Genomic DNA, 13,464 nt, shown 5'->3' with positions numbered 1-13,464 from the left:
GCCATGTTTACTTCTAAAGCGAACGACGAGCTGAAGTCACTGCTTGCACCGATTCGAAAGCAACTGGGCTTGCGCGTATGGATACAGCAGCTAACCGTCTATGGTTTGTGGGGGATGGGTGCGAGCCTTGTCCTCCTCCTCCTCGCTCGTATATGGCCGATTCCGTTTTATCAATGGATCGCGCTCTTGCTGCCAGTGCTTTTTGTCATCACCGGCCTGGTTCGTACGTTTTGGATGCGCCCTACGTGGCTCCAATGTGCGCAAGTGGCAGACGGAAATGGTTTGGCCCAGCGAGTGGTCACAGCGTGGGAGAATCAAGAGAATCAGTCCATGGTAGCGGGTATGCAGAGGGAAGACGCCCTGCAGCATCTGCGTAAAAACCTGCCACAAATCGTAGAGAGTGTCCGCATCTGGTCGCTTGTCCAGCGAAAGGTATATGTCACAAGCAGCCTGCTAGTGGTGTGCCTGGTGCTTTTTCTGTGGCCGAATCCTCAAGACCTGCGACTTGCCCAGATGGCTGAGGAAAAGAAAGCGATCGCGCAGGTCGAGGAAGAAGTAGAGGCAATCAAGCAGGAAGTGAAAAAGAACACAGGCTTAACCGACGCGCAGAAAAAACAGCTGGAGGAAATGCTTGAGCAGGCGAAAAAGGCGCTAGCGAAAGCAGACGATCCGGCCGAACGTCAAAATGCACTGCGCGCTGCTGAAAAACAACTGGAGAAGGTAAGAGATGCGGAGCAGCAAAAAGAAAAAGCGCTGCAAGCACTCCAACGCAGCTTGGGTAATCAAGAAGGGACACGATCCTTGGCTGGCGCGATGGAAAAGAATGATCGCCAAGCGATGACTGAGGCACTGGCGAAAATGGCAAAAGCAATGGAAGGCATGCCGCAAAAAGAACGGGAAGAGATCGCCCGCGAACTCGCTAATGCCGCAGAACAATTGAAAAAAGAAGCCGAGGCTGCAGACTCACAGCAGCTAGAGGACATCGCCAAACAATTGGCGGAGGCAGCCCAGCAAACAGCTCAGGGACAAGTGCCTCAAGCGATGACTGCACTTGAGAACAGCATGCTGCAAGCCATGACAGGCATTCAGCAGTCCCAGCAGGCTATGCTCGCAGCTATACATGCCGCTGCCTCGCTCAATCAGTCGCAAATGACGCTTGCCAGTGCAGGCGCCCAAGCAGGAAATGCCGGAGCGAGTGGAGTCGGAACAGGTATGGCAGGAGCAGGTCAGGCGACGCCAGCATCAGGGACTCCCGGAAATAACCCAAGTGCTGCAACACCAGGAGCGAACCCGGCAAACCAGCCTGGTAATGGGAACAATGGCTCGGGGCAAGGAAATGGTAGTGGAAATGGCAACGGCAATGGTAACGGAAATGGCAACGGCAACGGCTCGGGTAACGGCAGCGGTCAAGGCGGAGGTGCCGGGTTAGGGAAAGGCAGACACGAGCTAGTTACTGTCCCAGCAGATCGCATAGGCGGGGAAAACGGTCCTGTGGATACGGTCGGCGGCCCACTCGGATCAGGTCCTTCTCAATCGCAACAAAGCGGCAACTCACAGGTTTCCTCTGGTGGAACGCTCCCTTACGAGGAAGTGTACGGTCAGTATGAGCAGTTTGCCCGCGAGAGCATGGAAAAGAGCAGTATTCCCGGCGATTATCAACAGATCGTGAAGGATTATTTCACCAAAATAGAGCCTTAGTTCATTCAACAACAGGAAGGAGACACGGCGATGGCGCAGCAAACGATAGAGGATTGCTTGCAGCGAGTAGAGCTTGTCAGGCAAGAGATTGGAAAGGTATTGGTAGGACAAAAAGATGTGGTCGAGCAGCTGCTATGGGCCGTTTTTGCAGGGGGACATGCGCTTTTGGAGGGTGTACCTGGTTTGGGCAAAACATTGCTCGTACGGACGCTGTCCCAAGCTTTTGAGCTGTCGTTTCAGCGCATTCAGTTCACGCCTGACTTGATGCCGACAGACATTACAGGAACGAACATCCTGTTGGTGGATGAAAAGGGACAGCAGTCCTTCCAGTTCCAGCACGGACCGATCTTTGCTCATGTCGTGTTGGCGGATGAGATCAACCGGGCGACACCGAAGACACAGAGCGCTCTGTTGGAGGCCATGCAGGAGCGAACGGTTTCAGCAGGGGGTGTGACCCGTGCGTTGCCGGAGCCGTTTTTTGTTCTTGCGACACAAAACCCGTTGGAGCAGGAAGGGACTTATCCATTGCCAGAGGCGCAGATGGACCGCTTTTTACTGAAGATCGACGTTCCGTATCCGACAGAAGAAGAACTGAAATTGATTGTGCGGCAAACGACCACAAGCCAAGTCATCACTGTGGAAAAGGTAGCGTCAGCCGAGCAGATTGCAGAGATTCAGCAAGCTGCACGTGAAGTTCTGGTAGCAGATGCTGTTCTGGATTACGCGGTAAAGCTGCTTTTAGCGACACATCCGGGTGAACAAGCAATAGCCTCGGTGAACAAATATGTACGCAATGGAGCAGGTCCGCGTGGCGTGCAGGCGATTGTCGGCTTGGCAAAGGTACGTGCACTGTTGGCTGGCCGATACAATCTCGCGTACGAGGACGTGACGGCAGTCGCTCTGCCAGCGCTTCGCCACCGCATTTTCCTCAATTTTGAAGGAGAGGCAAACGGCATCCGACCAGACCGCGTCATCATGGATATATTGGACGGACTGGGGACGCAGAAGGTATGAGTCAACACCTGCTTGATCCGTCATGGCTCGCCAGACTGGAGCGGATGCAGATGGCTAGTCGCAAAGCGGTCAGCGGCAGCCAGGCAGGAAAGCGAAAGGCGAGACAGCTGGGCAGCTCCATGGAGTTCGCGGACTTTCGTGCGTACGTTCCCGGCGACGACTTGCGGCAGCTCGATTGGAATGCGTATGCCCGCTCAGGGAAGCTGTTTTTGAAAAAGTATTTGGATGAAACAGAGCTGCATGTGAATTTGTATATCGATTGCAGTCGTTCGATGAGCTACGGGCATCCGAACAAAATGGAACGCGCTGTCGAGATTGCAGCGGCTCTGGGCTATTTGTCCTTGTGTCATCTCGATCATGTGTCGGTCTATGCTTTTGACAGTCACATAACGGCCGCACTTACCGGGCTGCAAGGAAAGAGCCAGGCGCATCGCTTGCTCAGCTTCTTATCTTCCCTGCAAGAAGGCGGGGCCGGTAATATTCATACGGCAATGCGACAGCCCGGCGCAGTCAGTGGCAAAGCAGGCGTATCCATTGTTCTTTCGGACTTTTTGTTTGAGTCAGGCTATGCAGACGGTATCGCGTATTTGCAGGCAGCCAGACAAGAGGTCACGCTTGTTCAGGTGCTTTCCAAAGAAGAGCTTGCACCCGAGTATGCAGGAGAGCTGCGCTTGATAGATTCAGAGACAGGGCAGGCAAAAGAAGTATCACTGACCAGTCTTTTGATGGAAGAGTATCACAAGAGCTTGCGAGATTATCAACAAGAACTGTCTGCGTTTGCGTATGGAAGAGGAATCGCCAGTGTCGGGGTAGAGGCCGAACAGTCGCTGGAATCGATTGTCTTTCATGTCTTTCGTCAGGCCGGCTTGATTCGCTAGAGAGGAGAGAGACATCATGCAGTGGATGGGTTTAGGCAACCTGTGGTTCGCGCTGATTATCCCCGCCATCATTGTCCTCTACCTGCTCAAGCGAAAAGTAGAGGATCGTGTCATACCAAGTACGCTCTTATGGCAGCGCACGATGCAGAACTGGGAAGCGGTGAAGCCGTGGGAAAGGCTGCGACGCAACCTGCTGTTAGTGCTTCAATTGCTTGCTGCCTGCTTGCTTGTGCTGGCTTTGATACGCCCTGCCGTTCCGACAGAAGGAATTACCTCCGACCATACGATTTTGGTCGTGGATACATCAGGGAGCATGATGACGAAGGAAGGGAACGAGACGCGGCTGGATCGAGCATTGTCACAGGCAAAAGCACTCGTAGAGAAGCTGGGAAGCGCACAGACGATGACGATCATCGAGGCTGGACGCGAGCCGAACGTATCGGTTTCCAAAAGTGCAGACAAAGAGCTGCTCCTTCTGGCCATCGAAAAGCTTGTACCTTTTTCCGGGACATCCGATCAAATTGCGGCGTTGTCATTGGCAGGAGCCATTGCAGAGAATGAACCAGGCAGCGGAGTAGTTTGGTTGGGAGACGGAAGCGGGGAGCGCAAGATGGAGGGAGGCACCGGCCCTGCTTTTTCCGGCAGCTTTCAGTTCATGCAGCTGGGAAGCACCCGGGAGAATGCGGCTATCGGTGTTTTTGTGACCCAGCCTACGGAAAATGGGGTAGAGGGGCTGCTTCGTGTGGACAATCACGGCAGTATGCCCGCGAAAGGGAAAGTCACTATTTTTGATGAGCAAGACAAGCTGCTGGATGCAGATTCTTTTTCGATTGGAGCAGGCAGCTCCCAGACGTTTTCGTTTCAGAAGCTGGCTGCATCTAGCGTCTACCGCGCTGTTATCGAACCGGAGCAGGACGGGCTTTCCCAGGATAATGTCATGTGGAGCGTGCCATTCGCTGCCGGGAAGGGTAAAGCAGTGCTGTATTCACCAGAGGGGAACCGCTTCCTCCATCAAGTTTTGCAGACGGTCGGCAGCCTTGAGGTGGAAACCGTTCAGCAGGCTCCTGACGTATCAGCGGCTGCACGTGACCTGTGGGTTTTTGACGGGGCCGTTCCAGAGCAGCTCCCGAAAGGAAACATCCTGCTGATTGCACCGAACAAGAGGACAGATTGGCTGCCGCTTGCGGGGGAAAAAGAGCTGGATCAACAGCCTAGGCCGACATCCCCGGATGACCCGCTGCTCAAGCACGTAGATTGGCGGGACGTGCATATAGCCAAGGGGTACGTACTAGACGAGATGCCCGGTATGAAATCATTGGTGCGTGCGGGAGATGTCGACCTGGTCAGAGCTGGAATCGTCGACGGTCGACGTATTGTCATCATCGGATTTGATTTGCATGCATCAGACTTTCCGCTGCGTCCGGCTTTTCCGATTTTCATGCAAAATGTCGTGAACTGGCTGTCTCCTGGTCAAACGGCTCCAATCGCCACGGCACATCCGGGAGAGATCCTCACCATCCCGCTCACGCCTGGAGCGACATCACGTACTTTGACGTATCCGAATGGACACCAGCAGTCCATCACAGAGGACGCCACGTCCAAAACGATGCAGCTACCGGAGCTGACGGGATTGTATCGCCTCGAAGAAGGGGTGGATACAGGGACCAAGCGTACGTATTTTACGGTTCAGATGAATGAGGAAGAATCGGATATTACACCAAAAACAGTGAGTGTTGTGCGGAAGAGTGCCGAGGGACAAGGGGAGACAGAGGAAGCAACAGCGACAGATACGACAGGAGCGCTAGGAACGAAGGAGCTGACCTATTGGCTGGCGGCGTTTGCTCTCTTGGTGTTGCTGGTGGAATGGAGGGTGTATCAGCGTGGGTATTAACTTTATACAGCCGCTATTCCTGTTGCTATTGCTTCCCGTTGTGTATCTCATCGTCAGCTGGTGGCGGCGTCAAAAGCAAATGCCAATCGGCAGAAAGGCGACGATTGCCACCATTCGAACAATTTTGTTCCTTCTCCTTGTTTTAGCATTGGCAGGGATGCAGCTGTTGACTCCTGTCCAGGCGAAAACGATCGTATTTGTTGTAGACCGCTCTGCTTCCATGAAGGACGATCCGCGGATTCTCTCCTTTTTGCGCGAGGCCATCGGACAAAAGCAGGCAGAGGATAAGTATGCAGTCATTGCCGTAGGTGCGGAGGCGGCGGTCGATCAGCCGTTGACGACACGGCAGGAAGTTCAGCCTTTGGGCGTGGAAGTCAACCGGAATGCCACCAATTTGGCAGAAGGTATCCGTTTGGCATCTGCAATGATTCCTACCAATGCTAGAGGAAAAGTTGTCTTGCTGACAGATGGGCTCGAAACAAACGGTGATGCGGCACGTCAGACGAGACTGGCGCGAGAGCGGGGGATCGCTGTAGAGGCTGTTTCTTTGCAGCAGCCACAAGGGGATGAAGTCGTTCTCACGTCTGTACAGGTGCCGCAACGGTTGTATGCGGGAGAGGAGTACGGCATCAGCGTTGATATTGAAAGTACAATCGCGACTGAAGCCACTCTTCGTCTGTACGAAGGCAATCGTGAGGCAGGTCAGCAAACGGTACAGATTGACAAGGGCAAAAACCGCTTCGTCTTTTCACAAAAAGCCATGCAGGAGGGCTTTCACCGCTATCGCGTGGAGATCGAGCCGCGCCAAGATACCGTAGCGGCGAACAATCAGGCAACGGCCTATACGCAGGTAGCAGGGGCACCAGCCGTGCTCGTAGCCGAAGGTCATCCAGGTGCCGCTAGTAACCTCATTCAAGCGATGGAAGCTGGCAATATCAAGGTGGAGCTGCGTGATCTCGCTCTGCTGCCAAAGGAGCTGGAGGGCTACAAGCAATATGCCTCCATCGTGCTGGCAGATGTGCCTGCTACCAGTATGAGCGATGGCGATATGGAACGCATGCGTACAGCCGTGCGGGATTTGGGAATTGGCTTGATCATGACAGGGGGCAAGGACAGCTTCGGGATGGGGGGATGGTTCCAGACACCGATCGAAGAGGCATTGCCCGTTCATATGGACTTAAAAGGGAAGGAACAGCTTCCTTCGCTCGGGCTGCAGCTGGTCATCGACAAATCAGGCAGTATGAGCGCGGATGCCAGAGGCGCGGACAAAATGGCGCTGGCAAGGGAAGCAGCAATCCGTGCGACAACCATGATGAATGCCCAGGACCACATCGGGGTCATCGCCTTTGACGATAGTCCATGGGATGTTGTTTCTCCGCAGTCAGTTACGAAGCTGGACGAAATCCAACAGCAAATCAGCAGAATTCAGGCGGACGGTGGGACCGACATTTTCCCTGCCTTACAGCTGGGCTACGAACGTGTAAAGACAATGAATACGCAGAGAAAGCATGTCATTTTGCTAACGGATGGACAGTCTGGGATCAACGATGATTACGCGGGTCTGTTACAGCAAATGACGGCTGAAAATATTACCGTTTCTACAGTGGCACTGGGTGATGATTCGGATACATCGCTCTTGGAGATGATTGCGGAGTTAGGGAAGGGCAGATATTACTTTGCGAACGACGCTCAGTCCATCCCCAAAATCTTCAGTAAAGAAACGGCCTTAGCCAGTCGCACCTTTATCGTGGAAAAGCCCCAGGTACCGAGCTTTACAGGAGTGGGAGCATGGCCTACTCTCAAGCAGACTTTGCCGCCGGTGCGTGCTTATATAGCGACGACACCGAAGCAAACAGCGGAAACATCCTTGATGAGCGCTGACGATGACCCGATCCTCACCCGTTGGCAATACGGGCTGGGGCGCTCTGTTGCCTGGACGAGTGATCTGGAAGGCAAGTGGGCACCGGACTGGGTGGCTTGGGGAGGCAGCAGTCGTCTGTGGAACGAAATCGTTGCATGGACTTTCCCGCAAATCACGGAGGGCGCTTGGAAGACGAGCACGAGCGTGAACGGTTCTAAAGGAAACGTGACGGTTACGATGCCAGAGGGTGGCAGCCTGCCTCAAGAGATGGAGGCGGTCGTTCTCAACCAGGAGATGAAGCGTGAGGTAATTAGGCTGAAGCCGATTGCGCCAGGCGTCATGGAGGGTGAGTTCGAGACTGCTGATCCGGGCACCTACATGATTCAGATCTCACAAAAAAATCAAGGACGTGTCATGGCAAGTCAAACGACAGGCTTGACCGTTTCCTATTCGCCTGAATACGGAATGCCTGCCGATGGAGAGAAAGAGCTTCAAGAATGGTTGAGTGCTGGTGGGGGAAATCCGATTAGCAAACCAGAAGAGGCTTTTGGCGGGACACTGCCCGATAAATGGGATACCCAGTCAATCAGTGAGTGGTTGCTGATGCTTGCGGCCTTGCTGCTGCCAGTAGATATCGCCGTTCGTCGTCTACAGTTGCCCGATCAATGGTGGGCAAGGCTTTCTGGCATCTGGAGACCACGCAAGTCTACAGCGACTGATTCTGGACAACAGGCTGTGTTGACTCGCCTCGGTGAGAAACGCTCTGCTACAAGACGGACACATAAAGACCTGGCAAATGAACCGAAAGTCGTATCCACTTCTACGATTCATTCGGTAGGGACGACCGGAAGTCAGGTGAAGCCAGCAGCAGTCAAGAGCGAGCAGGGAAAAGAGAAGCAGAAGCAAACGCAGACACAGCCTGACGAAACACTAAACAGGCTACTGGCGGCCAAAAAACGTAAAAAGTCGTAGCACCAGTCCATAAACGAAAAACAGCAGCCTTGCGCATGTCGCAGCGGGCTGTTGTTTTATTATTATTGCTGTTTTTCATACACGAGAGGTATCGCCATACCAAAAGCGGTTTGACCTTTATGCAAGCGAGGCTCAGTCGCTGCCCCAGGATTGTTCGCGCGAAAAGCGACCTCATAAGTTTCGCCGGGGGCTACATGGAGAGTATCCGTCCACCATGGACTTCCTGTAACTTTTTTGCCGTCTCGACTCAAGACGAGCATGTGATGACCGTACAAATACATCGATTGATCCTTGAAGCTACGATTGACGAAGGTCATTTTTATGAGATCACCTTCTTCGACCATCAACGATTTAGCGGGAAACACGTTGCCATTTACGGTCGACAACCGCTCGAATTGACCGTCATAAAACCCGTACTGACCATCAATGAGCAGTTGATATTCCCGATCATAGTGAGAAGAGAGATCAAATGGAAGGGCAATCGGACTGCCGTAGCGTGCAGGGTCAAAGACAGGGAGCTCTGCAGCTATGGAAGGCACCACGCTGGAGCCGTTTGGACTCATCAGTAGACCCTTGTCATGCTGGTTGGCAGCTGGAGCAAATAACACAGGTCGATTTGGCATCGTAAACTGAATATCGTATCGGCCACCTGCTCCTGGCTTCAATGCTTGATTGGCAATCAAATTAGGTTCATTCACATCGGTTCCATCAATCGCAACTACCTGAAAAGGAGTTCCTTGCAGCAAATAGCTAACAGAAGCATCGTCGGCGTTGATAAAGCGAAGGCGAACCGTTGTGCCAGGAGGAATCGTTTCCATCAGTTGCGTATCTGAGCCGTTTAGCGTCAAGTCTGCGTTTTCTTCCCTGTGATGAATCAGAGTTAGATCACGAGCAGGTGTTACTGCAGCTGTAGCTGGCAAGCGATCAGCAGGCTCGACCACGACGGCACCGAAAAGCCCGTTCCTTACTTGATTAGGGGTTTGCTGATGAGAGTGATACCAATACGTTCCTGTTTGTTCCGCTCGAAAACGATAAACGGACTTTTCGCCTTTTGCAATCCGATCAAAGCGGACAGGAGCCTGCAAACCATGCCAGTGGATGTCTACCCCTTCGGCAATGTCCTTGTTCGCAAGGACGATTTCGATGAGCTCGCCCTGTTTCATACGCAGCTCAGGTCCTGGATATTGTCCATTCAGGGTCCAGGCTTCTAGCGTTTTCCCTGATGATTGACGGATGCTTGCTTTCTGTGCCGTCAGCGAAAAGGTTTGATCAGGAATTTCTTTATTTGGACCTGTTTGTACATCGGCACTTTTAGGTATGCCTGTAGAAGGCATGGAATGGGCCCTTGCTGTTACTGGGAAAGCCAAATCGGGGAGAATGTGATCGCCCTGATTTTGATCGTGTAAAGGCAGTGATTCAGGGAGGCGACTGGCTAACTGGGCTTGATTTCCCCAGATCGTCGCGATGAAGGCAGTCATCAGGATAAGTGCTGTATAACGCAAAAAGCGCATCATCAGACGTGGTTTTCCCCAATCTTCCTCAGTGGAATGGTACTGATGCTGCCACGATTGCCGAATCCAGAGAAGGGAGACCCCGGCTAAGAACACGCCCCAGGCGAGAAATAAGATGGACGGTTGCAGTGTGACTGCAGGAAAAAAGACTTGGAGGAAGAGCGCAATCAGACTTCCGAAGACGCTTGCTTGCAACGGAACGAGCAATTCTGGTGAAGATGCGTATCCTCTCCACTCCGCGTCTAATGTGTCGTCTAGCTCCGAGGAGTTTGTTTTTGCAGGCATAACATGTTTGGTCTGTAACAAAATTCGCGTATATTCTGTATCTACTTGTGACTGACTTGAGTCTCTGCTTCCTTTCCCGGCTAACTCCCACAGTCGCGGAAATGTAAAGAGCAGACAAAAGAGCAATGGTACAAATAAAAAGGGTAAAAAGCCGAGCAGCTTATCTTTTATGTAAAGCCAACCAAAGGACTCAAATAAAACCCACGTCATTACCAAATGCCCTGCAAATACAAATAGGGCCGACCATGAGAAGCATAAAGTGACGCGAGCACTGCTTATGAAAGCCCGTTTTGTCGGACGGAAAACAAGCTGGTTTGCCATCATTGTCGGGAGCAGCATGACGATGAGAAGGACGAGAAACAATCCTTGATGGATCCCGGCAAGCACTTCAAAATCAGCCATGATCAGTTCCTCCTGTTTAACAGTTCATTATTAATGATATAGAGAAACGGCTGAGGGCCAAACGTACCGAGGCAGTATTTTCACTCCGCCTTAAGTCGGATACCGCCAGAAAGAAAGTTCACTTGATCAACAATCAGGATGTCCGTTACAATTTTGGTATTATTTTTCGGTGTGTTTGAATATTTGGAAGGAGACCTTGCTGTATGTCCTACGATTTTGTACAAACATAACAACGCTCTCGAGCTCCTCCTGCCTCGTGTGGTTTGGATGCGAACAGACTGGTACAAACGAGAGGAGAAGCGAGAATGGAGAATAAGGACTGGATCAAAAGCTTTGAAGAAGAAGTTGAGGCACCATTCGCTGGGTGGGATTTCGCGAGACTGACTGCGACAGGAAGAATGCAGGATGCCCCGCTTGGCTGGAACTACGTAAGCATCGTAAAACGCAAAATGCATGGAGTTCGTTCCATGCTGGATATGGGAACAGGCGGTGGAGAGCTGTTATCTACGCTGCAGCCGTTCCCTTTGGAGACGTATGCAACGGAAGGCTATGAACCGAATGTAGCGGTGTCAAAGGCAAGGCTGGAGCCCTTGGGTGTTTGTGTGTTTCCGGTAGACGGTGAAGAAGTACTGCCTTTTATTGATCAGTCTCTCGATTTGATTATCAATCGACACGAAGCTTATTTGCCGTCAGAAATGAAGCGCCTGTTGAGTGCAGGTGGCACATTTGTTACGCAACAAGTAGGCGGTCAGGACAATCTTGACCTCAATCGATTGCTGGCCGGACTCACCATTGTGGAGCAAAAAGAGGAAATCAGCTTCACCCGTTTCTACGACATAGGTGCGATTGTTTACTACCTGAAGGCAATCGAATGGCAGATTCGCGATTTTGCAGTAGAAACGTACGCTCAAGCCTTGATTGATCTGCATCGAAAAATCGAACCGGTCGGTTACATCGATATTCCGACCCATCGATTTCTTATTATCGCCCAACAAAAGTCCTAATTAAAGCACTACCAATTGTCGATAAGACTGGTAGGGAGTGTTTAGGAAAAGCACCCTTTTTGGGTGCTTTTTTTATCGAGTACGCACCGTGTGAGAGCAGCAAGCTGATCCTTTTTCGAAAAGAGAAAACCTCCCGCAACAACGCGTTCGCTCATAGGTGAGCTGTCGCAGTACACATATTGTAACCGGCGAAGGAGAAGTGAAACAAAATGAGTAAGAGCTTGGCAACACGGGTCGTTGCTCTTGTAGCGGTGATCATAGCCGTCATGATGGCAATCAATATTTTCATGATTTACCAGAACAGCAAAGCTACTGTTGAAAAAACACTCTCACGCTCCAGCATCAACACAGCCCTGCATATCTCTCAAAGACTTGATTCAGAGAAGATATCGAAATTTTTATCTCAGCCACAAGAAACCGACGATTACTGGTCGATTCGAAATACATTGCTTGAGTATACCGAAAAGACAGGTGCCCTTTATGTTTATATTCTTCATACAGACGGTGAAAAGGTAAAGATTATGGTGGATGGAACGGCGAAAGGAGCAGAGGGAGCATCTGCTATCGGTCAAGAGACGACCTCTACGGGTATCGCTGATATTGCTCCTGCTCTGGAAGGCGGTTCGAACAGTACGCCAATCGTCAAAGACCCTGTGTACGGGGACTATCTGAGTGCATTCGCTCCGATTGAAGATCCATCCGGTCAAGTGATTGCTGTACTTGGTGTGGATACTGCGGCAGACAAAGTTGAGCTGATTAATGATCAGGTTCTGGATGAAACCATGCCACGCATCATTATCGCTATGATTGTAGTAACGATCATTGCTCTGGCTGCTGTATTCTTCGTGATCAAAAAGATGCTGCGCCCATTACAAGTTGTACAAGAGGCATCTATGCGTATTGCTTCTGGTGATCTCACGTCTACAGAGATTTCTGTTTCCAACAAAAAAGACGAGATTGGCCGAATTGTCGTTGCTTTTGGTGAGATGACGACACAGCTGCGTCAAATCATTGGAGGGGTAAAAGAGACAACCGAGCATATTGACAGCATGGCGAATTCCATTCGGGAAGGTGCCAACTCTGTTCGCGAGCAAAACAAAAATATCGTGGTCACGAGCCAAGAGATTGCGCAAGGGAATGAGCAGACAGCAACTGCGATGGAAATGACTGTGCAAACCGTTCAAGAATTCTTGAGCGAGCTATCTGAATTGAATAAAGCGATTGACGAAATGGATGCAGTATCCAATCGTGTGTCCGATATCGGAGAGAGCAGCTACAAGGTATTGCAAGAGTTTTTGGCAGATGGAACAGAGACGAACAAGCAATTTCATGATGTGCAAAATACAATGGCGATTCTTGAAGAAAAATCGAGCCGAATCAATGACGTGATTGAAACGATTCAGCAAATCGCCGGACAGACAAATCTATTGGCGTTGAATGCAGCGATCGAGAGTGCACGTGCCGGGGAAGCGGGCAGAGGTTTTGCTGTAGTAGCGGGAGAGGTTCGCAAGCTGGCTGAACAGACAGGTGCTGCTACACACGTCATTCAGGAAAGCATCAAGGACATTCAAGATCAGGTGAGACAGGCTACAGAAAAGACAAATGCAACGCTGGATCGCTACAACGCGGGTACAGAGCGCTTGGATTCCGTAACACAAGGCATTACGGCTTTGTCTGACATGACACATACACTCAAGACTTCTCTTTCGAACGTCATTGCAAGTGTAGAGACGATGAAGCAAGGCCAGAACAAGGTAAATGAATCGGTATTGACCGTAACTGCGATTTCAGAACAGACAGCAGCAGCTACGGAAGAAGTATCTGCCACGATGCATGAGGTCAGTGGCAACGTCGATCAGTTCGTATCAGAAACCGAGCAGGTGACAGACAGCATTCAGGAACTGCGCAGCAAGGTGGATACGTTCCGACTGTAAACAGATTACTTTGT

8 protein-coding genes are annotated in these 13,464 nt (G+C 51.3%); 7 read left to right on the top strand and 1 reads right to left on the bottom strand.

Annotated elements, in window-relative coordinates:
- Positions 1-3 precede the first annotated feature (3 nt).
- Genes AB1L17_RS10410 through AB1L17_RS10390 form a run of 5 tightly spaced genes read left to right on the top strand, consistent with a single transcriptional unit; the run spans position 4 to position 8,314 of the window.
- Positions 4-1,698 carry a DUF8809 domain-containing protein gene (locus tag AB1L17_RS10410; protein ID WP_412844923.1) on the top strand — a complete coding sequence of 565 codons (1,695 nt, stop codon included), beginning with the start codon at positions 4-6 and terminating at the stop codon, positions 1,696-1,698.
- 30 nt (positions 1,699-1,728) lie between these two features.
- Entirely contained in the window at positions 1,729-2,712 is a 984-nt protein-coding gene (locus AB1L17_RS10405) for an AAA family ATPase (RefSeq protein ID WP_412844924.1), read from the top strand.
- A complete protein-coding gene (locus AB1L17_RS10400) occupies positions 2,709-3,590 on the top strand; it encodes a DUF58 domain-containing protein (RefSeq protein ID WP_412844925.1) in 882 nt (293 codons plus the stop codon). The genes AB1L17_RS10405 and AB1L17_RS10400 overlap by 4 nt, the downstream gene beginning before the upstream one ends.
- Positions 3,591-3,606: 16 nt before the next feature.
- Entirely contained in the window at positions 3,607-5,481 is a 1,875-nt protein-coding gene (locus tag AB1L17_RS10395; RefSeq protein WP_412844926.1) for a vWA domain-containing protein, read from the top strand.
- Positions 5,471-8,314, top strand: a complete 2,844-nt coding sequence (locus AB1L17_RS10390) for a VWA domain-containing protein (RefSeq protein WP_412844927.1) — start codon at positions 5,471-5,473, stop codon at positions 8,312-8,314. Before AB1L17_RS10395 ends, AB1L17_RS10390 begins: the two co-directional genes overlap by 11 nt.
- 62 nt (positions 8,315-8,376) lie before the next feature.
- On the opposite strand, the gene AB1L17_RS10385 is transcribed toward AB1L17_RS10390, so the two are convergent.
- Complete coding sequence (locus tag AB1L17_RS10385) at positions 8,377-10,512, bottom strand: multicopper oxidase family protein (protein WP_412844928.1); 2,136 nt, start codon at positions 10,510-10,512, stop codon at positions 8,377-8,379.
- Between the two features lie 305 nt (positions 10,513-10,817).
- On the opposite strand from AB1L17_RS10385, the gene AB1L17_RS10380 reads away from it, so the two are divergent.
- Both AB1L17_RS10380 and AB1L17_RS10375 read left to right on the top strand, forming a co-directional pair.
- Positions 10,818-11,516 (top strand): class I SAM-dependent methyltransferase, encoded by a 699-nt coding sequence (locus AB1L17_RS10380; RefSeq protein ID WP_412844929.1) that lies wholly within the window; start codon positions 10,818-10,820, stop codon positions 11,514-11,516.
- Positions 11,517-11,725: 209 nt separating this feature from the next.
- Positions 11,726-13,450 carry a methyl-accepting chemotaxis protein gene (locus tag AB1L17_RS10375; protein ID WP_412844930.1) on the top strand — a complete coding sequence of 575 codons (1,725 nt, stop codon included), beginning with the start codon at positions 11,726-11,728 and terminating at the stop codon, positions 13,448-13,450.
- The last annotated feature ends 14 nt before the right edge of the window (positions 13,451-13,464 follow it).

This window comes from Brevibacillus jepli (assembly GCF_047229145.1).
Lineage (GTDB): Bacteria > Bacillota > Bacilli > Brevibacillales > Brevibacillaceae > Brevibacillus.
This window is presented reverse-complemented; position numbering and strand designations above follow the sequence as displayed.

Bases quoted from the DNA above. Each gene is read 5' to 3' on its own strand.
- AB1L17_RS10410 (WP_412844923.1), top strand. From the start codon at position 4: ATGTTTACTTCTAAAGCGAACGACGAGCTGAAGTCACTGCTTGCACCG.
- AB1L17_RS10405 (WP_412844924.1), top strand. From the start codon at position 1,729: ATGGCGCAGCAAACGATAGAGGATTGCTTGCAGCGAGTAGAGCTTGTC.
- AB1L17_RS10400 (WP_412844925.1), top strand. From the start codon at position 2,709: ATGAGTCAACACCTGCTTGATCCGTCATGGCTCGCCAGACTGGAGCGG.
- AB1L17_RS10395 (WP_412844926.1), top strand. From the start codon at position 3,607: ATGCAGTGGATGGGTTTAGGCAACCTGTGGTTCGCGCTGATTATCCCC.
- AB1L17_RS10385 (WP_412844928.1), bottom strand. From the start codon at position 10,512: ATGGCTGATTTTGAAGTGCTTGCCGGGATCCATCAAGGATTGTTTCTC.
- AB1L17_RS10380 (WP_412844929.1), top strand. From the start codon at position 10,818: ATGGAGAATAAGGACTGGATCAAAAGCTTTGAAGAAGAAGTTGAGGCA.
- AB1L17_RS10375 (WP_412844930.1), top strand. From the start codon at position 11,726: ATGAGTAAGAGCTTGGCAACACGGGTCGTTGCTCTTGTAGCGGTGATC.